Origin of the sequence: Autumnicola aciditolerans (assembly GCF_041679265.1) — a bacterium.
GTDB lineage: Bacteria > Bacteroidota > Bacteroidia > Flavobacteriales > Flavobacteriaceae > Autumnicola.
This window is the reverse complement of the sequence record NZ_JBGFSM010000009.1, coordinates 110,320-136,853: the sequence shown is the minus strand read 5'-3', so window position 1 is coordinate 136,853 and position 26,534 is coordinate 110,320. Positions and strand designations below refer to the sequence as shown.

25 protein-coding genes are annotated in these 26,534 nt (G+C 40.0%); 14 read left to right on the top strand and 11 right to left on the bottom strand.

From position 1 onward, the window contains the following. Positions 1-25: 25 nt before the first annotated feature. Positions 26-1,396 (bottom strand): c-type cytochrome, encoded by a 1,371-nt coding sequence (locus AB8M93_RS11700; protein WP_373057832.1) that lies wholly within the window; start codon positions 1,394-1,396, stop codon positions 26-28. A 223-nt stretch (positions 1,397-1,619) separates the two neighbouring features. Between AB8M93_RS11700 and AB8M93_RS11695 the strand changes: the two genes are divergently transcribed. After that, positions 1,620-2,009, top strand: coding sequence for an SPOR domain-containing protein (locus AB8M93_RS11695; RefSeq protein ID WP_373057830.1), 390 nt, complete (start codon positions 1,620-1,622; stop codon positions 2,007-2,009). A gap of 148 nt (positions 2,010-2,157) precedes the next feature. On the opposite strand, the gene infB is transcribed toward AB8M93_RS11695, so the two are convergent. The 3 genes from infB to rimP all read right to left on the bottom strand — a co-directional run bounded on the left by infB (position 2,158) and on the right by rimP (position 6,707). Continuing rightward, positions 2,158-4,935 carry a translation initiation factor IF-2 gene (gene infB, locus AB8M93_RS11690; protein ID WP_373057828.1) on the bottom strand — a complete coding sequence of 926 codons (2,778 nt, stop codon included), beginning with the start codon at positions 4,933-4,935 and terminating at the stop codon, positions 2,158-2,160. 65 nt (positions 4,936-5,000) lie between these two features. Further along, positions 5,001-6,233, bottom strand: a complete 1,233-nt coding sequence (nusA, locus tag AB8M93_RS11685) for a transcription termination factor NusA (RefSeq protein ID WP_373057826.1) — start codon at positions 6,231-6,233, stop codon at positions 5,001-5,003. A gap of 12 nt (positions 6,234-6,245) precedes the next feature. Then, positions 6,246-6,707: a ribosome assembly cofactor RimP gene (gene rimP / locus AB8M93_RS11680; protein WP_373057934.1), complete on the bottom strand. Its 462-nt coding sequence runs from the start codon at positions 6,705-6,707 to the stop codon at positions 6,246-6,248. A 164-nt stretch (positions 6,708-6,871) separates the two neighbouring features. Between rimP and AB8M93_RS11675 the strand changes: the two genes are divergently transcribed. Further along, the gene (locus tag AB8M93_RS11675) at positions 6,872-7,699 is read left to right on the top strand and encodes a universal stress protein (RefSeq protein WP_373057824.1); all 828 of its coding nucleotides are present in this window, start codon (positions 6,872-6,874) and stop codon (positions 7,697-7,699) included. Here the strand turns inward: AB8M93_RS11675 and AB8M93_RS11670 are convergent. Then, complete coding sequence (locus AB8M93_RS11670) at positions 7,696-9,210, bottom strand: hypothetical protein (protein WP_373057822.1); 1,515 nt, start codon at positions 9,208-9,210, stop codon at positions 7,696-7,698. The genes AB8M93_RS11675 and AB8M93_RS11670 overlap by 4 nt on opposite strands. A gap of 187 nt (positions 9,211-9,397) precedes the next feature. Here AB8M93_RS11670 and AB8M93_RS11665 point away from each other — a divergent pair, with 187 nt between their 5' ends. The 3 genes from AB8M93_RS11665 to AB8M93_RS11655 all read left to right on the top strand — a co-directional run bounded on the left by AB8M93_RS11665 (position 9,398) and on the right by AB8M93_RS11655 (position 10,766). Further along, positions 9,398-9,619, top strand: coding sequence for a hypothetical protein (locus tag AB8M93_RS11665; RefSeq protein WP_373057820.1), 222 nt, complete (start codon positions 9,398-9,400; stop codon positions 9,617-9,619). 48 nt (positions 9,620-9,667) lie between these two features. Beyond that, complete coding sequence (locus tag AB8M93_RS11660; protein WP_373057818.1) at positions 9,668-10,288, top strand: metallophosphatase domain-containing protein; 621 nt, start codon at positions 9,668-9,670, stop codon at positions 10,286-10,288. A gap of 145 nt (positions 10,289-10,433) precedes the next feature. Next, on the top strand, positions 10,434-10,766 hold the full coding sequence (locus AB8M93_RS11655; protein ID WP_373057816.1) for a hypothetical protein: 333 nt from the start codon (positions 10,434-10,436) through the stop codon (positions 10,764-10,766). A gap of 28 nt (positions 10,767-10,794) precedes the next feature. On the opposite strand, the gene AB8M93_RS11650 is transcribed toward AB8M93_RS11655, so the two are convergent. Continuing rightward, the gene (locus tag AB8M93_RS11650) at positions 10,795-11,199 is read right to left on the bottom strand and encodes a response regulator (RefSeq protein ID WP_373057814.1); all 405 of its coding nucleotides are present in this window, start codon (positions 11,197-11,199) and stop codon (positions 10,795-10,797) included. Then, complete coding sequence (locus AB8M93_RS11645) at positions 11,196-13,547, bottom strand: PAS domain S-box protein (protein WP_373057812.1); 2,352 nt, start codon at positions 13,545-13,547, stop codon at positions 11,196-11,198. Before AB8M93_RS11645 ends, AB8M93_RS11650 begins: the two co-directional genes overlap by 4 nt. 237 nt (positions 13,548-13,784) lie before the next feature. Between AB8M93_RS11645 and AB8M93_RS11640 the strand changes: the two genes are divergently transcribed. The 6 genes from AB8M93_RS11640 (at position 13,785) to AB8M93_RS11615 (ending at position 17,616) form a co-directional block, all read left to right on the top strand. Then, complete coding sequence (locus tag AB8M93_RS11640) at positions 13,785-14,372, top strand: YceI family protein (RefSeq protein ID WP_373057810.1); 588 nt, start codon at positions 13,785-13,787, stop codon at positions 14,370-14,372. Between the two features lie 28 nt (positions 14,373-14,400). Beyond that, on the top strand, positions 14,401-15,684 hold the full coding sequence (locus AB8M93_RS11635) for a hypothetical protein (RefSeq protein WP_373057808.1): 1,284 nt from the start codon (positions 14,401-14,403) through the stop codon (positions 15,682-15,684). A 104-nt stretch (positions 15,685-15,788) separates the two neighbouring features. Further along, complete coding sequence (locus AB8M93_RS11630; RefSeq protein WP_373057806.1) at positions 15,789-16,370, top strand: YceI family protein; 582 nt, start codon at positions 15,789-15,791, stop codon at positions 16,368-16,370. Positions 16,371-16,540: 170 nt separating this feature from the next. After that, positions 16,541-16,840: a thioredoxin gene (trxA, locus tag AB8M93_RS11625; protein WP_373057804.1), complete on the top strand. Its 300-nt coding sequence runs from the start codon at positions 16,541-16,543 to the stop codon at positions 16,838-16,840. A 105-nt stretch (positions 16,841-16,945) separates the two neighbouring features. Next, on the top strand, positions 16,946-17,230 hold the full coding sequence (locus tag AB8M93_RS11620; protein ID WP_373057802.1) for a hypothetical protein: 285 nt from the start codon (positions 16,946-16,948) through the stop codon (positions 17,228-17,230). After that, the gene (locus AB8M93_RS11615) at positions 17,230-17,616 is read left to right on the top strand and encodes a group III truncated hemoglobin (RefSeq protein WP_373057800.1); all 387 of its coding nucleotides are present in this window, start codon (positions 17,230-17,232) and stop codon (positions 17,614-17,616) included. Before AB8M93_RS11620 ends, AB8M93_RS11615 begins: the two co-directional genes overlap by 1 nt. 116 nt (positions 17,617-17,732) lie before the next feature. On the opposite strand, the gene AB8M93_RS11610 is transcribed toward AB8M93_RS11615, so the two are convergent. The 3 genes from AB8M93_RS11610 to AB8M93_RS11600 form a co-directional block, all read right to left on the bottom strand. After that, positions 17,733-18,569, bottom strand: a complete 837-nt coding sequence (locus AB8M93_RS11610) for a universal stress protein (protein WP_373057798.1) — start codon at positions 18,567-18,569, stop codon at positions 17,733-17,735. A gap of 63 nt (positions 18,570-18,632) precedes the next feature. After that, the gene (locus AB8M93_RS11605) at positions 18,633-19,685 is read right to left on the bottom strand and encodes a response regulator (RefSeq protein ID WP_373057796.1); all 1,053 of its coding nucleotides are present in this window, start codon (positions 19,683-19,685) and stop codon (positions 18,633-18,635) included. A gap of 24 nt (positions 19,686-19,709) precedes the next feature. Further along, positions 19,710-20,960, bottom strand: a complete 1,251-nt coding sequence (locus AB8M93_RS11600; protein WP_373057794.1) for a PAS domain-containing sensor histidine kinase — start codon at positions 20,958-20,960, stop codon at positions 19,710-19,712. 337 nt (positions 20,961-21,297) lie between these two features. Here AB8M93_RS11600 and AB8M93_RS11595 point away from each other — a divergent pair, with 337 nt between their 5' ends. The 3 genes from AB8M93_RS11595 to pckA are packed head-to-tail and all read left to right on the top strand — an operon-like array spanning position 21,298 to position 25,593. Then, a complete protein-coding gene (locus tag AB8M93_RS11595) occupies positions 21,298-22,077 on the top strand; it encodes a universal stress protein (protein WP_373057792.1) in 780 nt (259 codons plus the stop codon). 18 nt (positions 22,078-22,095) lie between these two features. Next, entirely contained in the window at positions 22,096-23,934 is a 1,839-nt protein-coding gene (locus tag AB8M93_RS11590; RefSeq protein WP_373057790.1) for an SLC13 family permease, read from the top strand. Between the two features lie 27 nt (positions 23,935-23,961). Continuing rightward, positions 23,962-25,593: a phosphoenolpyruvate carboxykinase (ATP) gene (pckA, locus tag AB8M93_RS11585; protein ID WP_373057788.1), complete on the top strand. Its 1,632-nt coding sequence runs from the start codon at positions 23,962-23,964 to the stop codon at positions 25,591-25,593. Between the two features lie 176 nt (positions 25,594-25,769). Here the strand turns inward: pckA and AB8M93_RS11580 are convergent, their stop codons facing one another. After that, positions 25,770-26,441: a DUF2490 domain-containing protein gene (locus AB8M93_RS11580; RefSeq protein WP_373057786.1), complete on the bottom strand. Its 672-nt coding sequence runs from the start codon at positions 26,439-26,441 to the stop codon at positions 25,770-25,772. Positions 26,442-26,534 lie beyond the last annotated feature (93 nt).

The following is a 26,534-nucleotide window of genomic DNA, read 5'->3' as shown; positions in this document are numbered from 1 at the left end:
TAAAAATTATTTTTCAGGAGTGAGTCTAGTAGTGACATTTGCCACATTCGATCCCTCCCATTTGCGCGGCAGTAACTTCTTCTACCCCATATTTCTTAGCCAACTGCTCATGAATTTTTTCATAGTAGTCATTACCTTCCATTCTTACTTCAGTTTCACGGTGACAATTAACACACCATCCCATGGTTAATGGAGCATATTGGTAAACCACTTCCATCTCTTCTATAGGGCCGTGACATTTTTGACATTGCACCCCGGCAACAGTGACGTGCTGAGAGTGGTTGAAGTACGCAAAATCAGGAAGGTTATGAATCCTTTCCCATTTAACCGGCTTTACATCCCCGCTATAAGTCCTGGAAGCAGGATCCCATCCTACCGCGTCATACAATTTGGCAATTTCGCCATCGTAGAATTCTTTTGAATATTCTTCAGTAGCGGTTTCCGGAGCCACTTCAGAAATAGCCTTATGACAGTTCATACAAACATTAAGAGAAGGAATACCAGATGTTTTAGAAACCCTGGCAGAAGAGTGACAATATTTACACTCTATCTGGTTATCCCCGGCATGAATCCTGTGAGAATAGTGGATAGGCTGTATTGGTTGATACCCCTGGTCCACACCCACCTGCATCATCCAGCCATAAGCAAAATATCCCACAGCAAGCAATACCACGACAGAACTTACCAAAACCAGGAATTGATTCTCTACAAAAGATTTATAAATTGGCTTCCTTTTAGGTTTTTCCGGAAGCACCACCCCGCTTGCACTTGCAAAACTCCTTAAAGTTTTATTCACAAGGAACAATACTACAAGCAACATCACCAGCACAAAAATGAGGATCCCCAAAACAATATTCATAGAAACCCCACTACCGCCTGTGCCCTCTGCTCCACCTCCTGCCGGAGTCGCGGCCGCCGCAGGTTCAGGTTTTGGCTGCTCTACATAGGCAAGAATATCATTAATATCAGATTCGGACAACTGCGGAAAAGCAGGCATCTGGGTTTCATTATATTCTTCGAAAATTGCGATTGCATCCGGGTCTCCCGAAGCTCTTAAATTAGCGTTATTATGAACCCATTTATAGATCCATTCCAGATCCTGGCGGGAAGTAACTCCATTAAGAGCCGGCCCTATAGATTCTGAATAAGGCTTATGACAGGCAGCACATAAAGAGTTAAAAAGCGATTTCCCGTTAGAGGGATCACCTAAATCTGTCCCGGCACCAGAAGCTTCAGATTGTCCTCCTTCTACCTGTTCCTGTTGCGCAGCATCAGCCTGTTGCGTTGAAGCATCCGCCTGGTCCTGAGCAATTCCAATAACTGTAAACGAGAGAAAAAACGCTACGCCTAAAAGCAGTAATCGTGAAGTTGATTGGCGGTATTTCACCTTTTCCATATTGTAAGTTGAATTAACGTCTAAACTTTGGTACGGTTTTTCTACTAAACTATGACAGCAAAAAACACCATTTTGTACCCCTAAATTCGGTCACAAAAGTAATATATAAAGTCGATTTTAGGAATGTTACAATAGTGTTAATCGATAATTTATATTAGTTCTAAATAATAAATATGAACACAATTAAGTTTTATATTTTACATTTGTTTCAAACACCATAAATATGAGAATTTTAGCCACGAAAAAGATACTGATTGCCGCTTCTTTTTTTAGTTTTTACAACATCACAGCTTTGGCTCAGTCCGCAAATATTAACATAAATCAGGATGAAAAAATTCCAAAACTTCTGGAACTAAAGACAGAAATGTCCAAAGAAAATAAAATAGGCGACCGCTATAAAATTCAGCTATTTTACGGAGACAATAATGAAGCCAGTGAAATTTATAAAAAGTACACCAGCCAATTTGAATATCCGGCAATGATCGATTATGAAACTCCAAATTATAAGGTGTACGTAGGAAATTTCCGAAATCGCTTAGAGGCGGACCGCGCGCTCCTTGTGATCAAACAAGCCTTCCCTGGTGCATTTATTCCGAAGCCAAAAAGGAGATAATAATTGTAGTAGCGCATTAGCGCCTGCATTAAGAGGATTCTTATTTCGAAAAAAGAATTCCTGAAAACAACAAAAGCCTGAAGGTTAACCAACTAAAAAGCCGCATCCATAATGGAGCGGCTTTTTTACCTTTGCAATTAATTATATGTTATTTAAGTTTCTTTTTAACCTCTACTTCTCTAAAGGCTTCCACTACATCACCTTCTTTTATATCATTGTAGTTCTTAACCTGTAATCCACAATCATATCCTTTAGAAACTTCTTTCACGTCGTCCTTAAAGCGTTTTAGCGAGGCTAGTTCCCCGGTAAATACCACAACTCCATCACGAATAAGCCTTATGCCGGAACTTCTGTAAATTTTTCCAGATGTAACCATACAACCGGCAATCGTTCCGATTTTAGATATCTTAAAGGTTTCTCGAATTTCAGCAGTACCGGTGATTTCTTCTTTAAGTTCCGGAGACAACATTCCTTCCATAGCGTCTTTAAGATCGTTGATGGCATCGTAGATAATGGAATAGGTCCTGATATCGATCTCTTCCTTATCTGCCACCTGCCTCGCATTTCCTGCAGGACGAACGTTGAAACCTATTATTACCGCATCTGAAGCCGAAGCCAGCAAGACATCACTTTCTGTAATTGCACCAACTCCTTTATGAATGATATTGACCTGAATTTCTTCCGTAGAGAGTTTCTGGAAACTATCGGTAAGCGCTTCCACAGAACCATCCACATCCCCTTTAAGGATAATGTTAAGCTCTTTAAATTCTCCAAGGGCTATCCTTCTTCCTATTTCATCAAGGGTAATATGCCTTTGCGTCCTAACCGTTTGTTCACGTTGTAACTGGGTTCTTTTTGCGGCAATATTTTTGGCCTCACGCTCATCTGTCATCACTTTAAAAGTGTCTCCAGCCTGCGGCGCGCCATCAAGTCCTAAAATGGAAACAGGCGTAGAAGGCCCGGCTTCCTTAACATCCTTGCCACGCTCATCCTGCATAGCCTTTATTTTTCCACTGCTTCTTCCCGCCAACACAAAATCCCCAATCCTTAACGTACCGGCCTGCACAAGAACAGTAGACACATATCCACGACCGCGATCCAGATAGGCTTCCACCACAGTACCTGTGGCAAGTCGGTCTGGATTAGATTGTAATTCCAGGATTTCAGCCTCCAGCAGTACTTTTTCAAGTAACTCCTTTACTCCCATTCCGGTTTTAGCTGATATATCATGGGACTGGATTTTTCCTCCCCAATCTTCTACCAGCAGGTTCATTGCGGCTAATTTTTCCTTAATTTTTTCAGGATTTGCGGTTGGCAAATCAGATTTATTGATCGCGAATACAATAGGTACTCCGGCTGCCTGGGCGTGAGAAATAGCCTCTTTTGTTTGAGGCATTACATCATCATCTGCCGCAATTACAATAATTGCAATATCGGTTACCTGGGCACCACGTGCCCGCATAGCGGTAAAGGCCTCGTGACCCGGAGTATCTAAAAAGGCAATTTTCTGTCCGCCTTCCAGTTCAACACCATAAGCACCAATATGCTGCGTAATTCCACCACTTTCCCCGGCAATCACATTTTCCTGGCGTATATAATCCAGAAGCGACGTTTTACCGTGGTCTACGTGTCCCATTACGGTAACAATAGGGGCTCTTGGTTTAAGATCTTCAGGATTTTCTTCTACCTCCTGAGTGGTTTCCTCTACATCTGCGGTTACAAATTCCAGCTCGTATCCAAATTCTTCAGCAACTATAGAAAGTGTCTCAGCATCCAGTCTCTGGTTCATCGTTACCATCATCCCAAGGGACATACAGGCAGAGATTACTTTGGTAACCGGCACATCCATCATATTGGAAATTTCAGTAACCGTAACAAACTCGGTTACTTTTAATGTTTTGCTTTCCAGTTCCTGTTGTGCAAGATCTTCTTCTGAACGTTGGCGGTGCTGATCTCTTTTCCCTCTTCTGTATTTTGCTCCTTTTCCCTTTCCGGATTTTCCCTGAAGTTTTTCGAGGGTTTCCCGTACTTGCTTCTGCACTTCTTCCTCGCTTGGCTCTTCTTTGGCGATTGGCCTTGAGCGCGGCTTGTTACGCCCTCCTTTTCTGCCAGCTCCGCCAGAAGCACCAGGTTTTACATCTTTACTAATTCTCCTGCGACGTTTTTTACGCTTATCCTTATCGTCTGCAGCTTTTTTATCATCTTTCTTCTTCTCAGGTTTTTTAAACTTGGAAAGGTCAATTTTTTCACCTGTAAAATTAGGCCCTTCAAGTTTTGCGTAGTTCGTTTTAAGCGTATTAGATTCTTCCTCTTTTTCTTTAGGAGCTTCCGTTTTACTCTCTTTTTCCTCTTCTTTTCCAGCAGTCTCTTTAACCGGAGGTGTTTGTTCCTCTTTTGGAGTTTCAGCGGGTGTTTCCTGAGGTTTTGTCTCTTCTTTAGAAGCAGGTGTTTCTGCTTTCTCTTCTTCAGGCTCCGGAGCTTTTGTTTCGGCCGCGGGCTGTTCGGCTTTTTCAGGCTCTTTTTCCTTTTCAGTTTCAGGTGGATCCTGTGTTCCAGGTTTTTTATCAAGATCTATTTTTCCAACCTTTTTGGGGCCGGAAAGTTTTGCTCTTGCAGAAACAACTTCTTCCTCTTTCTCCTTTTTATCTTCAGCCTTGCGTTTATCTTCCAATTCCTTTTCGCGGGCCAAACGAATTTCTTCCTTCTCTTTCCTCTTTTCCTCTCCTACTTCTTTGGAAGCCACCTTTTTGCTCTTATCGGTTTGAAATTCGTCAAAAAGCACCTGATAGGTTTCAGGGGAGATTTTGGTAGTGGGACGCGCTTCAATCTCGTGGCCCTGGGAATTCAAAAATTCCACAGCCCGATCCAACGAAATATTGAATTCGCGTAGTACCTTGTTTAATCGCATTGTTTTTGCTTCAGCCATAAATTGCCCTCTAAATTAACCTCTTTTTGTTTATTATAAAAAAATGTTCCGAATTCAAAGCTTTGTTATTCCTCAAACTCTTCCCGCAATACCTGGAATACCGCTCTCACGGTTTCTTCTTCAAGATCTGTACGTCGCACAAGATCATCTACATCCTGTTCCAAAATACTTTTTGCAGTGTCCAGGCCTATTTTAGAAAATTCGGCAATTACCCAATCTTCAATTTCATCTGCAAATTCGCTTAGCTCTACATCTTCCTCTACACCCTCTCTAAAAACATCTATTTCAAACCCTGTAAGTTGCCCTGCAAGCCTTATGTTGTGACCTCCACGCCCAATGGCTTTGGAAACCTCTTCCGGTCTTAGCATTACCTCAGCCCTTTTATTCTCTTCATCTAATTTAATAGAAGTAATTTTAGCGGGGCTAAGGGCTCGGGTGATAAACAACTGGTCGTTATTGGTATAGTTAATTACATCTATATTTTCATTCCCCAGTTCCCGCACGATACTATGAATTCTGGATCCTTTCATTCCCACACATGCTCCTACAGGATCTATCCTGTCATCATAAGAATCTACAGCTACTTTGGCCTTCTCTCCGGGAACCCTCACCACTTTTTTAATAGTGATAAGGCCATCAAAAACCTCTGGGATTTCCTGCTCAAAAAGCTTTTCAAGGAATCCGGGAGCGGTACGGGACATAATAATGGTTGGTTTGTTCCCTTTAAGCTCCACACTTTCAATAACCCCCCTCACATTTTCTCCTTTTCTGAAAAAGTCTGAAGGAATCTGCCTGTCTTTTGGCAGCACAATTTCATTGCCTTCATCATCCAGTAAAATTATTGCTCGATGCCTGATGTGGTGAACTTCTGCATTATAAATTTCTCCTTCAAGCTCTTTAAACTGCTTGTAGATATTGGTATTATCGTGTTCATGGATTTTAGAAATCAGGTTCTGCCTTAAGGCAAGGATAGCCCTTCTTCCCAAATCTTTTAATTTCACCTCTTCAGAAACATCTTCACCCACTTCAAAGTCTGGCTCTATTCTTCTGGCCTCGCTCAGCGAAATTTCCTGGTTAGGATCTTCCACCTCCCCATCAGCAACCACTACGCGGTTTCTCCAGATTTCAAGATCTCCTTTATCAGGGTTTACAATAATATCAAAATTATCATCTTCTCCATACTTTTTCTTCAAAGCATTCCTAAAAACATCTTCCAGGATCGCCATTAAGGTAACCCGATCTATTAATTTATCATCTTTAAATTCTGAAAATGACTCTATCAAGGCGATATTTTCCATATCAATTTTTGATTAAAATGTTATCATAACTTTAGCTTCCACAATACCAGAATATGGCACAACCGCTTCCTTTTCCACTGTGTGCTTTCCTTTGCCCACAGGTTTTGGTTCACGCGTTTTCCACTTCAGGTAAATTTCCTCATCATCTGCATTGGTTAAAGTACCTTCAAATGTATCATCGTTGGTCTTTACCTGCAATTTACGTCCTATATTTTTTTTGTATTGCCGGGGCAGGCGCAGCGGTTCGGCAACCCCCGCAGAGGTTACTTCCAGAGAGAAATCTTCTTCCTCCCTGTCCAGATTGTGTTCTATGCTACGGCTCACTTCTATACAGTCATTTACCGAAATCCCCTGGTCACCATCAATAACAACTCTAATATTATTATTACCGCTAATGTCAAGACTTATTAAAAATAAAGAATTATTTTTTTCGAAAGCCTCATTCAGCAATTTTTCTACTTTCTCCTGCAACATACTATTATAAAAAGAGGGGACTTTTCGTCCCCTCGCTGTACTTTTTAGTTTCAACGATGCAAATATAATAATAAATTTGGAGATAGAAAACCGCTTACTCAATGATAATTTATTCGTAAATTTATGATAATAAAATACTTCCTATCACGCTAAGTCCGGGCATTATGAAAAAAATTCTCGTCCCTACCGATTTTTCAGACCAGGCTGAAGTTGCCTTAAAGGTTGCCGCCGGCCTGGCGAAAAAGTTTAACAGCGAAATTTACCTGCTTCACATGCTGGAGTTGCCGCTTCAACTAATTGATCCTGTAGAAGGCAGTGCTTCACGAAACCTGCCGGAATCTATTTTCTTTATGAAACTGGCCCACCAGCGTTTTGCAAAACTCATGCAGCGCCCTTATTTAAAAACGATCAAAGTTCATGAGACCGTACAGTTTCACCAGGCTTTTGAAGGGATAAAAGATTTTAGTGAAGAAATTAATTGCGACCTTATAGTTATGGGGTCCCATGGCGCCAGCGGATTTAAAGAGATGTTTATAGGTTCCAATACAGAAAAGGTGGTACGGTCTTCCCAAATTCCAGTCCTGGTAATAAAAAATCCCGAGGCCGGGTTAGACACCACGCACTTTGTGTATGCCACAGATGCTGAAGCTTCTACTATGCATACCGCACAAAAAGCCGCAGGTTTTGCCAAAACCCTGGGGGCAGATTTCCATCTTTTGTATATTAATACTCCCAATGAGTTCCTAACTTCAAAAGAAGCCGGTGAACGCCTTATAAGAGTAGCGAAAGAAACAGGAACCCAGCCTCAATTTCATATCTATAATGACGTGAGTGTGGAAAAAGGGATCCTTAACTTTGCTGCCGAAAACAATTTTGGCTTAATAGGCATTGGAACTCATGGTAGAAAAGGCCTTGCTCATTTCTTTAATGGAAGTATTAGTGAGGACCTCGTGAACCATGCCCGCAGGCCTGTGGTCACTTTTAAAATTTAAATGATTGTTTTTAAAGCACCTTTTCTCACAAATACCCAAAGGTAGTTCCAGAAAGATTTTGTCTGGTCACGGGAAACCTGCACATCTTTAAAATCCTTCTCGGCATCAGTAGTATTTTTAACGAACACATTGGCAATTGCCGAAAGAAATCCATTTTTGTCCTGTCCATTATTTTTTAACACCTCTACCTTAAAATCCTCATAAGCCAGCTCCAGATCTCCCCCTGCCTGATCGTCATCCCCGGAAAAATCAAAAACAAGATCTCCTATAGCTCCGGAAACCTTTACATTCATTGCCGGCGTTAGAAATTCGTTAATTTCATTACTATCTAAATGACCCATATTCCCAGACATACTAAAATGATCTGAAACATCACTTACATCAAATTCCCAATGTACCTTTAAAGAGGCTTTTTGGTAAAGCTGGGTCTGCACATCAATCTGGGTTTTTGGAAAATCTGGCTTATCCATGCCTATATTAGTAAGATTGTAAACAGAAGCATAAAGATTGGAAAAGTCTACCGTCCCGGCAGGACGATCTTCCCGAAGTTTTTGAGTGTAATTGATGTAAGCCCTATTAATTTCAAGGCTGTCAACACCCACTTTTACTGGCAGCTCACGCAATAACTGACTGTACAAGTGTTTGGTGCGGGGATCATCCGGTGGCCGTTTATCCCTGTATATTATCAGCGAAGCATCATTAAGTTCCATATACGGATTCTGGAACTGAAGACTATCATTTTTTATCTTCCATGAAAAATTGTTCATTATAATCTCTCCTATAGTAAGATCATACCTGTCCTTCTCGTATGGTATGTGGCGCTGATGCTCTACCTTAGTATATTTAGGGATCATTTTAATGTTGCTTATATGAATATTTCCTTCTTCAGCAGTTATGGACCCTACGGTTAAGGTATGAAGATCATTCATCTGAAAAAACAGCGAATCACTTTTTACACTGTAAGCTTTATACGTAAAAGGAACAGGACCTTTAAGCGTGTTCTTATTTACAGAAACCTCCTGAAGGTTAATATTACTGAAAGTTGTATATAATTTTGGCACGGAATCTCCCTGAGATAATTTTAAATCGCCATTGTTTAAAACAAGGTTTTTAATTAAAATATCCTGATTAAAAGCTTTATTATTTTTTTCTTTTGAAGCCGAAGAATCCCCAGACCTGGTCATAAGGATTACATGTGGCTCTGTAATTGTAAAATCCCCCACAACAATTTTATTGCTAAACAAATACTTCATAATATCTATGCCCTGGAGTTCTGCACGAGCCACGCTAATTTTTTTACCATTTATATCTAAATTTACCTTATTAATAGTTGCACTTTTATTTAAAAGGCTCACATCCAGGTTTTCATAGGAAGACTGGGTTTGGGATAAAGCATTTTCCAGACCTTTTTTTAATTTATTTTCAGCAACATTATTTAAGATTAAAAGGAGAAGTACAATAAATACGAGGACTCCCCCTATAATACTTATTGTTTTTTTAGATTTTTTCAAGCTTGATCGAATTGGTTTAGGTTAAAATCCAATTTACAATATATAGCGTTGGTGTGGCGGCAATTAGGAATTTTTAACTTACCTGTTGTTGCCAGGTAATGATGTTGTTAAATTTTAGTCAAACTATTTAAAGGCTGTAAAAATTAGATGTTTTTGATTGTATCTTTGCAACAAACCTGAATACCAGATGCTACTAAAATTAAGTATAAAAATTTGTTTTATTGCCGTAGAAATTTTTCTTGGTTTCTACAGTATTATACTTAGTGACAGCCTTCTAGTGAAATTTATTTTCTTTGTGGTAACTGCTATAATGATTGCTTTCGCGGTGACTAAAGTGGTGGATAAACTACTTCCTGCCGATAAAGATTATATTTCGCCACAAACCCCGGAGCAACTGGAAGATAAATAATTCCAAACTTACTTCCACTTTTAGATTTACCTGTTTATTTTAGTCCTTATGACGCTTACCTGCATTTCAGACACGCACAATAAACATCACGAACTTATTTTACCCAATGCTGATGTTCTTGTACACGCGGGGGATTTTACCGAAAGAGGCACAAAAAAAGAAACTGAAGATTTTTTAAGCTGGTTTGCTTCGCAGCCACATAAGCACAAAATAGTTATTGCAGGCAATCATGATTTTTATTTTGAAAAAGAATTAAATCCGGAGAAACTTATTCCCAAAAATGTACATTACCTGCAAAACACCGGTATTTTAATTGACAACTTTTTCTTTTGGGGATCTCCCGTAACACCTGGTGATACAAAATGGGCCTTTAGCAGGGCACGCGGCCAGGAGATTAAAAAATACTGGGATCTAATACCACCCGAAACAAATATACTTATTACCCATACTCCTCCGTATAAAATTTTGGATGTTTTAGATAACGGTACTCATATTGGCTGCGAGGAACTAAAAAAGAAATTAAAATACCTAAAGGTAAAATTGCACATTTTTGGTCACCTGCACGACTCCTACGGATCTGTACAAGCGGCTGAAACCCTATATGTAAATGCCAGCTGCCTGGACCAGCGATACCGCAGCATTAATCCTCCCATTACCTATAGCATTTAATTTCTTAACACTTATATAATCCCTGGTGCTGCCGAGTTAAATATTTATTAAGTAATGCTTAATTACCTTTTTTTTAACACCAAATAAGCTTTCTCATAGTAACTTAGCAGCCGGATCTAAAGAGAAAATACAACTAATTAAGATTATGAATAGCACCTATACACCTACAGAATTAATAGAGGAGGTTAAAAATCTTATTTCTTTTAGTATTTCTAACCTGGAGGCGGAAAAATCGAATTTTACGATTATGCACAGAGCGATTATCAAAAAATATTTTGAGGCTAAAAACGTAAAAATTGATTACAACAAGCAACTGGTGGAAATGCAAATTCCTGTTGGAAAAAAGAAATATACCAGTATTACATTTGAATGCCAGGATATCGAGAGATTCCTGAAAGCCTGCCTTAAACAAGATGAAAAAAATCTGTATTTTTATCAGGATTTGCTCTCTCACTATAATGTGATTGTAGCAGCATAAAACAAAACTCCGGCACCACCGGAGTTTTTTATTGTTTCTTTATAAATAAAGATTCTCCAATTTCCTTCAGTTTTGCCATACTCACTGGCTTACTAACAAATTCATGTATTTCCTGATACGTTCGGGTTTTTTCAATATCAGAATGAGCTATAGAAGAAGTAACCAGATATATCCGGGTTTCTTCAGTAAAACCTGGCCTTAATTTCCTCATATTTTCTATAAACTGCCACCCGTCTACTTCTGGCATATTAATGTCCAGCAAAATAACATCAGGCAGAGGTTTCTCTAAATCCTGAAAATCCTGTAAAGCACTTACTGCACTACAATATCTTTTTTTCTCATCAAAAAAACCAACCCTTCCAATTACCTTATGCATAATCATTTGATAAATTTCATCATCATCTATTACGCAAATACTCCTCTTCCCCATCATTTAAACATTATTTTAAAAGTTGTTCCTACACCCACTTTACTTTTTACCGTCACTTCTCCACCCATTGCATGTATTTGATTGCGGGCCATAAAAAGACCAATACCCCTCGAGCCTTCCCTTTTTGTAAAGGTTTTATAGAGCCCAAATAACTTTCCAGAGTTCTTCTTCATATCAATTCCTATTCCATTATCTGAAATTTCCAGAACCCATTTGCTGTTTTCAAGATACCCGTGAACTACCATTTCTGGTGTACGCCTGGTATCTCTGTAGCGCAGCGCATTGGTAAGAAAATTAAGCAAGACGCTTTCCATATAGGCTGCATTAAATGCCACCACCATCTCTTCAGGAACCTTGACCACCACCCGGGCGTTTAAAGATTTTATCTGAGACTTTAGAACTTCCAGCGCTTTTTTAAGACAGGTATTTACTGCCAGCTCTTCCACTTTAAGGTTAAGGTCTGTATGGATGGAAACCACATCATTTAAATCATACAAGGAGTTGTTTAAAGCGTTGCATACTGTGAATAGCAGATTCATATAGGTTTTACGTTCCTGCTCACAACAGGAAGTATTATAAAGATGAAGCAGCGATTCCAAATTAGTGGTATGAGACCTTAAATTATGAGAGACGATATAGGAAAAATTAAGGAGCCTGGCGTTTTTCTCCATTAGCATTTGATAAGAGTTTTTTAAATGCATTTCGGCTTCCTTTTTTTCGGTAATATCTCTCAGGTTAATTATAAATCCATTAATATTTTCCTCCTTAATACAATTGGTAATTGTAGATTCTGCCCAAAGCCATTTTCCATTTTTAGTTTTTGCACGCGCCACTGCACCCGCACAGGGAATTCCGGGATTATGATATATAAATTTCATTTGCTCCCGTATATTTTCCAGGTCGTCCTGATGCAGAAGGCTTGCAACATTTATCTGTAACAATTCTTCATCATTATAGCCCGTGATTCTTTTAAGTGCAGGTGAAAAGTAAGTAAGTTGCCCCTCCTTATTTAGGATGAGAATAACATCATGCGAATTTTCCACCAAAGCACGAAAACGCCTTTCCTTCTCTTTTAGTTTTTGCTGGGCCTGCACTCTCGCAGAAATATCTTCTACCAGAGCAATATGTGTGGTAGGTTCTTCCCCCGTCTCCCACAGAGGCGAAACGGTTAATTTTGTCCAGATATAATCCCCGTTTTTCTTGGCAAGCCTGTTTTGCTGGCTATACCCCCGCCTTTTATTACTACTAAGCTCAGCCATTAATCTCTTATTCTCCTGAATGTCCAGGGGATGTGAGATCTTGCTGTATTCCATATTTACCAGCTCTTCATTAGAATAACCCAATTGCTCCTGTAACTTTTTGTTTGATTGCAGCAATCTTCCGGTTTTGGAATCTACCCATGCCATACCAATGGCCGCCTGATTAAATATGGTCTGGAACTTCAGCTCATTTTTTGCCATCTCCTTTGCCTGGTTTTCCAGTAGCACCTGTAATCTTGCTGGTTGCCTGGCCAGTAAATACGCTAACCAACCCAAAAATACAGACACAAAAAAAAGTAATATGGCTATAGGAAACTGTGCCTCCAAAATATGATGGTTATTTAAAGGGGCTACATAAATTCTCCAGTCTCCTTCAGGAAGGGTTATTTCTTCTGAATATGAATTGCCCATATTCGCTATTTCAGGCAGAAAAAATGTTTCTGTGCCCGTTTCCGGGTTTACCTTACCAAATTGAATTGCAAATTTACTGGCTCCAAGATGCTTAATCCCAGACTGCTCCAGCAGGTTATCCAGATAGATGATCACCGCTGAAAATCCCCAGAATTCATTCTTTATAAATACCGGTAAACGGCCAATAACAGCTATTCCGCCCTGTTTTAACTCTAATGGACCGGCAAAATACATCTTCTTTGTGTCTATAGCTTTAAAGGCCTCTTTATTTACCTCCGGATCCTGCAGAATGTTGTAATTAAGAGCATCTTTATGCTCCTCAAAAGGGTAGACTTTTTTTATAACCCCTCCCGGGACCATTTGTACCGCATCTATATTAGGGTTATTATCTACAATAGGGCCGGCTATTTCTTCAAAATCTGAAACATTCCCATCTTTATCTACTTGTAGTGCCAAAGAAAGGGCCGCGGCATAACTGTATGCCAGGGATTGCTCAATATTTTGCTCTATAAGGTTACTTATAGCCGACGTTTCCTGTTCTTCCTCTTTTAAAGCTAAATGAAAACGTTGCCAAAGAATAAAAAATCCAAGTGCGGTAAAAAAGAGGAATGTAATAACCCCGGCAGCAACCGGCCTCTTTATAAGAGGGGGAGAGAAGTAGGGTACATGATTTTTTTTCATAAGGCTTGGGGCTCACCTAAAAAGGATTAGAAAAAAAATTCTAATTCTTGGGCGCAATATACAAAAATCATGCACACCTAAGTTTCAGATTAAATTGGGGCGGCGGAGTAATCATTTGCTAATACCTCTGGAGCTTTCCTGGACAAGCCTGTACATAAAATCTGGCCAAAGCTGATTATCGTCATAATTTTCCCGGCATTCCTGCCTCAAATTTGTATCAAATAAAAACAGGAAACCATGAATACTTTTAAAAACTATTGGTTGGCAGCAGGAAGCTTTCTTCTCATGATAATTTCAGTTTCAACAACCGCACAAACATTCAACGTAAAAAAAACAGGTTCCAATATGAAGATTGAAGGCACTTCCAATATCCACGATTGGGAAATAGAAGCCGAGGATTTTGAAGGAACACTTACTGCCGAATTAAAAGATGGCCAGTTAACTCAAATTAAAAATCTTGAATTTACCGTAATAGCAGAAAGCCTAAAAAGCGGTAAAGGTGCAATGGACAAAAACACCTATAAGGCTTTGGAAACAGATAAGCACAAGAAAATCACTTATACCCTCAACAAAGTCAAGAATATAGATTGTACCTCTAGCGAAAAATGCGTGGTGACCACCAGCGGGTATCTAACAATTGCAGGAACAAAAAAACCTGTAGACATCACCTTTAACGCAAAATTAGGCCAAAGTAAGATCGTGCTCTCAGGCAGTGAAAAAGTAAAAATGTCTGAATATAAAATTGATCCGCCAACAGCCATGTTTGGCGCTATCACCACCGGTGACGAAGTGAAGATTAAATTTCAAACAACATTTTCTAAATAACTATTTCAACCTTTTAAAATAAACTAAAATGAAAAATCTACTCAAATATTTAGGTATTGCAATTGCCCTGTTTTTTGGAATGCAAATGCAGGCTCAGGAAAATAATCTATGGAACAGGGATTTACCCAACTTTAGATATCCAGACCAAAGAGGCCTTGACACTTTTGAACCTCACAAGGATACTTTAACAGATTTTAATGGAATAAACGTTCGCGTGGGAGGTGCTTTTGCACTTCAGTTCCAGGCCATAGATCAGGAAAATTCGGGTAATACCGCCACTCCCGCTTTGGCCGATGTTGGCGATAATTTTAACCTTGCCACCGCTAACCTGGATTTTGATGTGATGCTTTATGATGGTGTGAGGTTACACCTTAGAACCTATCTGTCTTCTCAACACCACAATGAAACTTACGTAAAAGGCGGTTACCTTCAAATAGACAAGCTGGACTTTATAAGTAAAGGTTTTGCTGAAGGCCTTATGGATCACATGAGGATCAAGATTGGACACATGGAAAATAACTATGGCGATGCGCACTTCCGCAGGACAGATAATGCCATGGCACTTTACAACCCTTTTGTTGGAAACTACTTAATGGATAGTTTTACTACTGAAGTTGGTGTGGAAGTATATTATTTTAACAATGGATTTTTGGGAATGCTTGGCGCTACCAACGGCAAATTGAACCAAAATGTTACTAATCCAGGTAATACAAGCCCCTCTTTACTGGCAAAAATTGGATACGATAAAAATTTTACCGATGATTTCAGGTTCAGGTTAACCGGGTCTATATACCACACCAACCAAACCTCAAGCGCATATCTTTACAGCGGTGACCGTGCAGGATCACGCTACTACAGCCTAATGACGACTCCTGAAGGCGCCGGTGACGGCTTTAGATCTGCCAGGGTAAACCCAAACCTTAAGAATGAACTTACCGCTGTTATGATTAACCCGTTCTTAAAATTTGGCGGACTTGAATTCTTCGGAATCTACGAAAGGGCTTCAGGAAAACTTTCCGCTGAAGCAGATCAAAGAACCTGGAACCAGTATGCAGGTGAATTGATCTACCGCTTTGGAAATACTGAAAACTTTTATATAGGAGGACGTTACAATTCTGTAAACGGAGAACTGGAAAGTGGTGAAGATGTAACTGTTAACCGTTACAACCTGGGTGCCGGCTGGTTTATGACCAAAAACATCCTTAGCAAGATTGAATATGTAAACCAGGAGTATAACGATTTTCCTACAACAGATATCCACAATGGAGGTAAGTTTAATGGAGTAGTGTTTGAAGCAGTCATCAGCTTCTAAAAAAAATTGAATTAGCCAAAAGCGGGGGGACATTTGTCTCCCCACATTTATTAAAATTCTTCCCAAAATCGCTGCCCGTTAAAGCAAACTTAAAAACTGAAGCTATGAAAAACGCAATTTTATTATTTCTTCTTGGCCTCGCTACCTCAACCTGCTTTTCCCAGCAACAATATGAACAAAAAACTGTACAGATCCTTCCGGAAAGCGTTTTGAATATAAGTGGCGACACCAACATTAGCGCCTTCCACTGCGAGTTTGACACTTCGCTGCTCAAGGGGAAACATGAATTTCAATATTCTGAAGAAACCGGAAGTATTTATTTTAAAAATGCTGTATTAAATTTGGAAAATAAGGGCTTTGACTGTGGCAACAGGGCGATTAATAAAGATTTTAATGCCCTTATGCAAACCGAAAAATATCCCGGCATAAAACTGGAGCTTAAAAAAGTTTCTTTTGATCAAGAAGATAATGCAATGGCAAGGGTAAATATTATAATGGCCGGAATTGAAAAAAACTATATTATACCGGTAACAATTATAAATTGCCCCACTCCCAATTATAAAGGGAGTCTCCACCTAAACATCAAAGATTTTGGATTGGAACCTCCAAGAAAATTTTTCGGATTAATTGTAATTAAAGACGATATAGAAATTAATTTCAATCTTGTGGTAAAGCCACAAAAATAAAGAGGAACCTCAATTCTCAGCTTCAGAAAAAATTAAATTAACAGGATAAAGAGAGCGCCCATTTTCCCGCATAGAAATATTGATTTTTCGTATTTTTAGATGTAAAAGTTTTTAAAAAGCCGTACTCGATTTTTATCAGTTTTCGGCATTTTTATTAAAATTCAGTTGTTATGAAAAGTAAGTTCAGCGAGATTATAAATGATGAAAAACCAGTGCTGGTAGATTTTTATGCCGACTGGTGCGGCCCGTGTAAAACACTTGCTCCTATTCTAAAAGATGCCAAAGCTTCTTTGGGAGAAGAAGTGAAAATCGTGAAAATAGATGTGGACAAAAATCAGGAGCTGGCGGGAAAATATCAGGTAAGAGGCGTGCCCACCATGATTTTGTTTAAACAAGGGCAACAGCTATGGAGACAAAGCGGCGTCCTGCCCAAAGATGAAATTATAAAAGTGGTACGTTCACATTCCTGAATTTCACCTTATTAAACATATACAAATACGGCTTAATATGATTACAGTCATATTTTAGCCAGGGCTTTCATGGTAATTTTACGTGGTAATTAAAAAAGAAATATCATGAAACTCTATCAGGACTTTGTAGCTAACTTTCAGGAATCCTATTATGGATATGTGAGTGCGGGAATAATTATTTCCAGTTGTATGGGCGCCGTTGCCGCGATGATGATTTTAATGAACGGCCACACTTTGACGAATATGATCCAACTGTTTTTTGTAGTCGTTGTATCTATGGGTTTTAACGCTGCGGTACTGGCACAACTAAAAGCCAAGCACGTGGTAAACTCTTTTATAGCCAGCTGCCTTTTAAGTGCAATATTAATCGCTTTAAATGTACCCCTGTAATGAACAGAGACCTTAGGGACAGGAAAGACGTACATTATTTAATATCTTCCTTTTATAATAAAGTAAGGAAGAACAGGGAAATAGGCTACTTTTTCAATAACAGTATTAAAGATTGGGACGCACATCTTAATAAACTTACTGATTTTTGGGAAAGTAACCTTTTCTTTACCGGAAGTTACAAAGGAAATCCTCAATTTGCGCATGTAAAAGTAGACCATGATAATCATAATAAAATAAATGAATATCACTTTGGGATCTGGCTAAACCTTTGGTTTGAAACAATTGATGAAAACTTCAGCGGAGCACTGGCCGAAAGGGCAAAACACAATGCCAGAAAAATGTCTACGCACCTTTACCTGAAGATTTTCAGCAGTAGGCCAAAATAAATACTAGTTTTCCTTCTTAAAAATTACGGACATTTCTTCAGCTTAGTAAAAAATAGAGCCCCGCTATTAGAAAAGGCTTATTTCGCTTCTGAATAAAAGTAGTGAAATGTGGTTCGCTATTCGTGAAGCACAAGAATGGGAAGCTGATTATCTATTGTTGAGCAAAGGCCGTAGCGGGTATGAAGCAACCGGTCACAAACATTAAGATTTTTTCCCAGGACCACTATAATATCAAACTTATCCTGTATTTCCAACAAAACATCCCTGCTAAAAATTGCCGGTGCTGCCATATCTACATAATCTACCGTGGCACCGTTAAGCATTCCTGGCAGGCTATGGGATACCGCCTTTTTCTTAAGGGATCGCGGTGAATTTTCTTCTATTTCAAGTACGGTCATATTGGTATCCTTAACAAAACTGCAGTTTTTGATGAGCTGGTAGATTTTTTCTTCAGTTAAAACCGAATAATCTATTGGCAGAATACTCGTTTTTGGCTTTTTGTATTTTTTGCTTCCAGGCACCGCCACAATATTGCACCTTATTTTTCGCACCACCTCATAAGCGTGGTTTCCCAGAAGAGGATGGTGACGGGCATCAAGGCTTACTGCGCCAATAAAAATTAAATCGATTTTCTTTTCATCAACGCACTTTCGCACGGCGTTAATAAGATTATCTGAAGATAATATACTGTGAAACTCCTGATTTGGATTTTTGGTATGCCGTTTAAAAAGTGTTATACTTTTGTGCAATTTTCGGGATATATCCAGCATTTTTTGCTCCAGCACATCTGGCGCCGCTTTATTAAAATCGATATCCTGAATATTGAGGACATAAATCTGGCCAGGGGTACTGCCAAGGAAATCCAGGGCATATTTGCCTGCATTATCCGACACTTCTGAAAAATCAGTCAGGATTAGTACATTCATCACATCTGGTTCAAGTAATTTATACAAAATTATACGAACCATTCCCCGTGAAAAATGACCAATATCAGTTCCGGGAATTTTTTGAAAAACCTAAACTACGCTTTTTAAAGCCTGGGAATCGAGCAATTTAATATTCCGCCCTTCTATTTCTATCATGCCTTCCTTTTTAAAATCTGAAAGTGTCCTGATAAGGCTTTCGGGAGCCATTCCGGCTACTCCCGCAAGATCTGCCCGGGAAATCCTGATGCTTTTTAACGGATGCTTTTTAATTTTTTCAGCAAACAATAAAATAGTATTCGCTGTTTTTTTACGCACCGATCCATAAGCCATTCCCATTAATTGTTCTTTTAAGCCAGATAAGCTATTGCTTAACACCTCTACCAGCTGTAGCGTAACCCGCCCGTTATTTGTTAAAATCTTATGCAACTCTTCTTTGGAGATGGCATATAGCCGGGTATCTTCCATTGCGGTGGCAAAATCTTTATAAGGTGTTGCGCTGTTAAAAGACATGTTTCCAAAGAAGTCGTCTTCCTTAAAAAGCTCTGTAATTAATTCTTTCCCCTGGCTATCCATTCTATGCGCTTTTACCACTCCACGGTTTACAAGGTAAAAATAGTTGGATTGCTTACCCGGTTCATAAATATTTTCGCCTTTCTTAAATTCCAGCAATTCATAATTGCCCATAATGCTACGCAGGTCTTCTATCCCCTTTAGGTTGGTATCCCCGGCAACGGGTGCGGTTTGCTTTTTCTCTTTTTTGAAGGAATTAAGGATAGAAACTTTAGCCAGCCTGCTTTCTATGGCGCTAAGCAGGTCTTCCTCTTCAAAAGGCTTGGTAAGATAATCATCTGCCCCCAGGTCCATCCCCTTACGAATGTCTTTATGCTCTGTTTTTGCTGAAAGAAATATAAATGGGATATTAATGGTTTCCTCACTTTTGCTCAATTCCTGCAGCACGCCATAACCATCCATTTCTGGCATCATAATGTCACACACTATAATATCAGGGAGGTTTGCTTTTGCCTTTTCCACTCCCTGCCTGCCGTTGGAGGCCGTAAGCACATCATAATCTGATAGTTCCAGAAGTTCCGCTGTGTTTTCTCTTACGGTAACATCGTCTTCTATTAGCAATACTTTTTTCATAGTGGCGTTTCTTGAATTTACGTATTATTTTAGGATAGGAACTTTTACCGTAAATGTGGTGCCTTCGTTTTGTTTACTTACAAAATTGATGCTCCCCCCGAGATTTTCCAGGTGGGTTTTGGCAATATTTAAACCTATTCCCGTGCCCTGGTCCAAAAGGGCGTTCTCTGCCCTAAAGTAGCGTTCAAAAATATGTTTTTGATCTTTTTCAGGAATTCCTATTCCCTGGTCTTTTACCTCAAAACAAACCTGGTGATCTTCCGCGTTAACTTTAAAGCTAATCAGCGTATCTTCAGGAGAATATTTAATCGCGTTACCCAGGAGATTGGAAAGAATAAGTTCCAGTATCTTTTCATCCTGGTAGAGCATCCTGTCTTCAATATCTTTAGGATAAATAATTTCCTGCCCGTGCTTTAAGGTAATATTTGCATTATAAACCACCTCATTAATTAGCCTTTTAAGGCTAAAGGAAGTGTATTTATACTGGCCTTTGCCAGTTTCAAGACGTTCAATGGACAGAAAATCATTAAGGATATTATTTAAATAATGCACTTTGTTCCTTATGGTGCCAAGGTGTTTCTCACGTTTCTCCTGTTGTTCCCCCCTGGTATATTTTTCAGCCAGGGTAGCTGAAGTGAGAATCCCGCTAAGAGGGGTTTTAAATTCATGGGAAACAAGGGAAAGAAACTTGGTCTTGAGCTCGTTTAATTCTTTTTCCTTCTGAAGGGCATCTTTTATTTTGCGCTCGGCCGCTTTCCGCTTCTGAATTTCATCTTCCAGGTCCAGGTTTAGTTTTTGCAGCTTTTTAACGCTTTCCTGCAATTCTTTAGTCCGTACCTGGATTTTATCCTCCAGCTGGGTGTTGAGTTCTGTTATTTGCCGCTGGGTTTCTTTACGTATGCTAATATCTATAATTAAAGACATTACATACTCCTCCCCGTCTATAACAAAAGGATTTAAGCCGGCCTCTACGGGAAATTCTGTTCCGTCTTTTTTAAGGCCGTATAAATCCCGCCCATGCCCCATTTGCCTTTTTTCACTGTTTTTAAGGAAATGCCTAAAATGTTTGCCATGATCCTGGCGGTAATTACGGGGAATCAAAAAGTTTAGCGGCTGCCCCAAAAGCTCACCCTCTTTATAACCAAACATGTGTTCTGCCGGCTTGTTTGCCGCAATAACGGTTTGTGAAGAATCTACTACTATAATCCCTTCTGAAGCTGCCTCAAACAGCACATTGAAAACATTTTTATTCCTGAAAAAATCTTTTTTTTCCACCGGGATTAAATTTCTCACGAAAATACAAAAGCTATGGCAAATAGAGAATCAATCTTAAAAATTCCGCACCAATGTCCACTCACGCTTTTTTACAACTGAAATTTCTGTGCTGAAATATACCGGCAAGATATTTGGCAATTTTGAGCTGTTTTTTTTGATTTTAAACCTGGCATCCCAAGCACCTGAAACTTCAATCGTTTTCGATGTAAAAACCTGAAATTTATTGGTTTAAGAACTGACAACCGTCATATTTCCCGCAGCATTTCACCGCTATATTTATATCCATATTAAAGGCTTTTTCAGAAGCAACCTGTTCAATACTTTAAATCTTCTTGTCATGAAAAACGTGCTTATTCCTTTCGATTTTTCCAAAGCTTCCGTGAACGCTTTGGATTATGCGGTTGAATTTTCAGCCAAAGACCCATCTGTTCTCCTCTATCTTCTTCATATAAAAGATAAAGATGCCGACGAGAAAAAAATTGAGCATAAACTGGAAAAAGCAATTTCCAAATACCACAAGCCATTAGCTCCAAAAATAAAGTCCCTGGTTCGTGGCGGAAAATTAATTCCTTCCATACTGGAAATCCAGGAGCAACTGGAAATAGACCTGGTGATAATGGGCACAAAAGGAGCAGAACCAAATGAAGAGAGCATTGCCACAAGAACCTCCAAATTTGTTCAGGAAGCAGACCTTCCGGTGCTGGTAATCCCTGAAAAAGCAAAACCCTTTAGACTTAAAACCATCATTCTCACCCTTGGGAAAGAAAAAATAGCCGATAAAGATGCTTTGTACACTTTACTGGAAGTCTCCCGAAGATTTGGAGCTGAAGTGCATATTCTCACCATCGATAAAGAAAAGACAGCAATGGGATATTCTGAAGATGATGAGAGCAATGAAAACACCCTCCAATACTTCCTGGAGATGTTTTATTCCCACCACTCTTTTCTTGAAAATGAAGATATAGAAAAAGGAATTATGGAATATCTGGATAACCATAATGTGGATATGCTGGCCATAATGCCTAATACCCATTTAGAGAACGGAGATGCTTCTGAAGGAAGGCTTACCAGGATTTTAACCCTGCATACCCAAACTCCCCTGCTGGTACTCGATTAGTAACTAAATATATGAAACATGTATATCCTGCTAATTATACTGGTAATTACCCTGGGACTGTTTGTTTGGGATAAATATCCCCCAGATGTTGTAGCCTTAATGTCTATGCTGGCGCTGTTCCTTACCGGCATTCTGGACCTTCAGGAAACCCTTAGCGGATTCAGCAATCCAACGGTGATTATGATTGCCGCCCTGTTTATTATTGGAGAAGGCCTTTCCAGGACCGGGTGGACTGCCCTTGCCGGCCAGAAATTTGTTGCCATGGCAAAAAAAAGCACCAATAGGCTGCTGGTGCTAATTACCCTGGGTTCCGGGGTACTTTCGGGTTTTGTAAGCAATACCGGGGCGGTGGCCGCTTTAATGCCCATGACGGTTTCAGCCGCATGGAATGCGGGAACCCTACCTTCAAAATTGCTAATTCCCATGGCTTATGGTTCCAATACAGGAGGATTACTTACTTTAACCGGTACTCCTCCAAATATTATCGTAAGCAATACGCTGGCGCAGAATGGATTTGAAGGTTTTTCCTTTTTTGAGTTCAGCCTTATAGGAGTTCCTTTGCTAATGGTAACATTGTTGTACTTCAGGTTCTTTGGTCACAAACTGCTGCCAGAAAGGTCTTCTGTCGCCCGCCCCGCCAATATAGATTCTGAAATGCATAAATGGATAGAACATTTCAGCATTGGCGAAAACCTTTACCGCCTTAGAATAAGGTCTATGTCCCAGCTTTTAAACACCCGGATTAAGGACTGGAACCTGGAAGATAAGTATAATATTTCTATAGTAAGGCTGCGCAGAAGGCATCCTAAACCCCTTAAAGGAATTCATCCTTATGTGGAGTTTCCTGTTCAGGAAACCAAGCTGCTTTATCATGATATCCTCACGGTTAAAGGCAGTGCAGAAGCGGTAGATAAGCTTATACTCCTGTTCAACCTGGGTATCGTGCCCGGCCCACCAGATGAAAAAGGCTTAAAAGAGGAATTTATCAATCAGGAAGTGGGAATGGCCGAAATGCTGGTGACCCCCGGCTCCAGCCTGGTAGGAGAAAACATTGGGATGGGCCGTTATCTTCAGAAAAACGATATTCAGTTACTGGGGGCAAACCGTGGCAGTAAAGCACTAAAAGAAAATAACATAAAAATCCAGGCCGGGGACGCCCTGCTGATTAGAGGCTCCTGGGAAAATATTGAAAATCTGAAGGCAATGCATGAAAATCTGGTAATTGTGGGCAGCCCGGAGAACATGAGCAAAGACGTAGATGTTTTAGGCACAAAATCTTATATCGCGATGGGAGCATTACTGGCCATGATCGTTTTGCTGGTTCTTGATGTTTTTCCTGGCGCAGTTGCGGCTTTAATTTGCGCCGGGGTGGTAATGCTAACCGGCTGTGTTCCCATTAAAAAAGCCTACAGTAATATTAGCTGGACCAGCGTGGTAATGATCGCCGCCATGATCCCAATGGGTGCCGCCCTTCAAAAAACAGGCCTGGCTCAACTTACCGCCGGGGCTTTGGTAGAGAGCCTTGGGCAGATACATCCAACCGCGCTTCTGGCAGGGTTCTTTTTAGTGACTTCACTATTCAGCCAGGCAATTAGCAATTCGGCTACGGCCATTCTTATGGCCCCAATCGCCCTAATTGCTTCAACAACATTGGAGGTTTCCCCGGCGCCATTTTTAATAACAGTGGCCATAAGCGCTTCTACTGCCTGCCTTACTCCAGTGGCTACGCCAACAAATGCCATGGTTATGTCTGCCGGGAATTACAGGTTTGTAGATTATTTTAAAGTGGGGGCTCCCCTGCTGCTGTTAATGTTTGCCACCACCATCTTACTGGTTCCGGCAATATGGCCTTACTAGAGTAATAACTAACTTAAAATTAATAATATGGAAAATGTTCTAGACCGTCCAAAAGCCAATAATCTCAAAAAGTATGGTTTAAGGGACAATGTGATACAATGGAACCTCAGCGGAGAAGAACTGCAGAAAATCACTATTGAAAAAGGAATGGGCAAAGAAACCCATAATGGCACCCTTGCCGTGAATACGGGAAAATTTACCGGTAGGTCTCCCCAGGACCGTTTTCTTGTCCAGGATGATTATACCTCCAAAGTATGGTGGGGAAAAATAAACAAACCCATTTCCCCGGAAAATTTTGACTTCTTATACAACAGAGTGGCCAAATATCTTTCTGGGAAAGAGGTTTATGTGCATGACGGCTACGTGTGTGCCTATCCTGAATACAGAATGAATGTAAGGACGATTACAGAATACCCCTGGTCCAACTTCTTTGTGAAGAATATGTTTCTAAGGCTGAACGAGGAAGAACTGCAAAATTTTGAAGAAGACTGGCTGGTACTTTGTGCACCAGGATACGTTGAAGGAAATCCTACAAACTATGGTTTGCGCCAGGGCAACTTCAGCATTCTGAATTTTACCCGCAAAATTGCGCTTATCGCTGGTTCAGCTTATACGGGGGAGATGAAAAAAGGAATTTTTTCAGCTTTAAACCTTATCCTTCCGCTGGAAAAAAATGTACTTCCCATGCATTGCTCTGCCAATGTTGGAAAAGAAGGGGACACAGCCATTTTCTTCGGGCTTTCAGGTACAGGAAAAACCACCCTTTCCGCAGATCCTGAAAGAAAACTGATTGGTGATGATGAGCACGGCTGGACCCGGGATAATATAATTTTCAATTTTGAAGGCGGCTGTTATGCAAAAGTGATTGGCCTTACTGAAGAAAATGAACCCGACATTTATCGCGCCATTAAGCCAGGGGCACTTCTTGAAAATGTAGTTTTTAAAGAAGGCACCGGCGAAGTTGATTATTTTAACAGCACAATTACCCAAAACACCAGGGTGAGCTATCCCATTGATCATATTAAGAATATCCAGGAGAATTCTTATGCTGAAAACCCGCAGAATATTTTCTTCCTTACCTGCGATGCCTTTGGAGTGCTGCCACCGGTTTCCAAACTTACTCCGGGACAGGCCGCTTATCACTTCATTTCAGGATATACCGCCAAAGTTGCCGGTACTGAAGCTGGAATAACTGAACCTGTTCCGTCATTTTCCGCCTGTTTTGGCGAACCGTTTATGCCGTTGCATCCTACTGTTTATGCTGAAATGCTAAGCGACAAAATGCAGGAAGCAAATGTTAATGTATGGCTGATTAATACCGGCTGGAGCGGCGGCCCCTATGGGGTGGGGTCAAGAATTAAACTGAAATATACCCGAAGCATGATTTCTGAAATTTTGAAAGGCAATTTACAGGATGTAGATTATGAAACCCACCCTATTTTCGGGTTAAAAATGCCAAAATATTGTCACGGCGTACCTTCAGAAATATTAAATCCCATAAATACGTGGCTTCAAAAAGGCGCATATATCCAAAAGTCCATTCAGCTGGCACATTCTTTCCATCTTAACTTCGAAAAGTTTGCGGTAAAAGCTTCCGAAGAAATCGTGGCAGGAGGCCCGCTAATTGACGAGCACCATAAAATACCTTCAGATTTGTAGAAAAATAAAAGGTTGAATGGAAAAGACCGCGAGCCTAAAGTTGAAAAGGATTGCGGTCTTTTTTCTTACCTGAAGATTCACTTCCCGCTTTAGGACTTCCTCTTGTAACTGTCTGAAGCTTCTTCCTAGTTTTATTCAGAAGAAAATATTCTGTTGCGCTCTTGGGAAAATCAGTATCACCTCGTCTTTTTACTTAAATCCGTATTAAAAATAATCGCCACCCTAACCCGATTATAGGAAGTTGTACTGAAGTTGCTCCTGAAGTATCCAATTTCCATTTTATAGTGCGGATTGAAAACATAACCAAAACCAAGATGCAGCCGATTTTGATTGAAGTACGGTTTTTCCAGGATGGTGAAAATTTCATCGAAAGCCGTGGCATAAAGGTTTTTGTAAAGCGGGTATTGCAGGTTAAGCCTGTACCTTACTCTATGTGCCAGGCTGTTTTCATCATTTTGGCTGGTCCAGATGCTTTCCAGCCGGTAGCGATGCGAAACACCTAAATTTTTGTATTTATTCTTCAAAACCAGTTCTTCAAAAAGCCTGTTCTGATCCTTTCCCGAAGCTGCGGATCCTTCAAATGCTTCAGAATGAAAATAGTCATAACCCACAGTAGCCTGTACCTGTGGGCTCAGGTCATAACTAATCCCGGTTCTTGCCAGCACAAACTGAAAATCCTCATAAACACGATAATATTGCAGAATGGCAATGGTGGGAATACTCCATTTTTCAGCAATTTTGTGCCGGCCCGCAATAAGCGTCCAGGAACCTAAAAATCCTTCCGGATTTTGAGCTGAAATTATTAAGGAACCAAGCAAAGCGAGAGAGGTAAAAATCTTCTTTTTCATGGCCAAAGATTTTATACCACAAAGATACGAAATGCACAGGTTTTACGCGGCTTGTCGCTAATAATACAGGCGCAAAAATGCTAATTATTTCTA

Bases quoted from the DNA above. Each gene is read 5' to 3' on its own strand.
- AB8M93_RS11700 (WP_373057832.1), bottom strand. From the start codon at position 1,396: ATGGAAAAGGTGAAATACCGCCAATCAACTTCACGATTACTGCTTTTA.
- AB8M93_RS11695 (WP_373057830.1), top strand. From the start codon at position 1,620: ATGAGAATTTTAGCCACGAAAAAGATACTGATTGCCGCTTCTTTTTTT.
- infB (WP_373057828.1), bottom strand. From the start codon at position 4,935: ATGGCTGAAGCAAAAACAATGCGATTAAACAAGGTACTACGCGAATTC.
- nusA (WP_373057826.1), bottom strand. From the start codon at position 6,233: ATGGAAAATATCGCCTTGATAGAGTCATTTTCAGAATTTAAAGATGAT.
- rimP (WP_373057934.1), bottom strand. From the start codon at position 6,707: ATGTTGCAGGAGAAAGTAGAAAAATTGCTGAATGAGGCTTTCGAAAAA.
- AB8M93_RS11675 (WP_373057824.1), top strand. From the start codon at position 6,872: ATGAAAAAAATTCTCGTCCCTACCGATTTTTCAGACCAGGCTGAAGTT.
- AB8M93_RS11665 (WP_373057820.1), top strand. From the start codon at position 9,398: ATGCTACTAAAATTAAGTATAAAAATTTGTTTTATTGCCGTAGAAATT.
- AB8M93_RS11660 (WP_373057818.1), top strand. From the start codon at position 9,668: ATGACGCTTACCTGCATTTCAGACACGCACAATAAACATCACGAACTT.
- AB8M93_RS11655 (WP_373057816.1), top strand. From the start codon at position 10,434: ATGAATAGCACCTATACACCTACAGAATTAATAGAGGAGGTTAAAAAT.
- AB8M93_RS11650 (WP_373057814.1), bottom strand. From the start codon at position 11,199: ATGATGGGGAAGAGGAGTATTTGCGTAATAGATGATGATGAAATTTAT.
- AB8M93_RS11645 (WP_373057812.1), bottom strand. From the start codon at position 13,547: ATGAAAAAAAATCATGTACCCTACTTCTCTCCCCCTCTTATAAAGAGG.
- AB8M93_RS11640 (WP_373057810.1), top strand. From the start codon at position 13,785: ATGAATACTTTTAAAAACTATTGGTTGGCAGCAGGAAGCTTTCTTCTC.
- AB8M93_RS11635 (WP_373057808.1), top strand. From the start codon at position 14,401: ATGAAAAATCTACTCAAATATTTAGGTATTGCAATTGCCCTGTTTTTT.
- AB8M93_RS11630 (WP_373057806.1), top strand. From the start codon at position 15,789: ATGAAAAACGCAATTTTATTATTTCTTCTTGGCCTCGCTACCTCAACC.
- trxA (WP_373057804.1), top strand. From the start codon at position 16,541: ATGAAAAGTAAGTTCAGCGAGATTATAAATGATGAAAAACCAGTGCTG.
- AB8M93_RS11620 (WP_373057802.1), top strand. From the start codon at position 16,946: ATGAAACTCTATCAGGACTTTGTAGCTAACTTTCAGGAATCCTATTAT.
- AB8M93_RS11615 (WP_373057800.1), top strand. From the start codon at position 17,230: ATGAACAGAGACCTTAGGGACAGGAAAGACGTACATTATTTAATATCT.
- AB8M93_RS11605 (WP_373057796.1), bottom strand. From the start codon at position 19,685: ATGAAAAAAGTATTGCTAATAGAAGACGATGTTACCGTAAGAGAAAAC.
- AB8M93_RS11595 (WP_373057792.1), top strand. From the start codon at position 21,298: ATGAAAAACGTGCTTATTCCTTTCGATTTTTCCAAAGCTTCCGTGAAC.
- AB8M93_RS11590 (WP_373057790.1), top strand. From the start codon at position 22,096: ATGTATATCCTGCTAATTATACTGGTAATTACCCTGGGACTGTTTGTT.
- pckA (WP_373057788.1), top strand. From the start codon at position 23,962: ATGGAAAATGTTCTAGACCGTCCAAAAGCCAATAATCTCAAAAAGTAT.
- AB8M93_RS11580 (WP_373057786.1), bottom strand. From the start codon at position 26,441: ATGAAAAAGAAGATTTTTACCTCTCTCGCTTTGCTTGGTTCCTTAATA.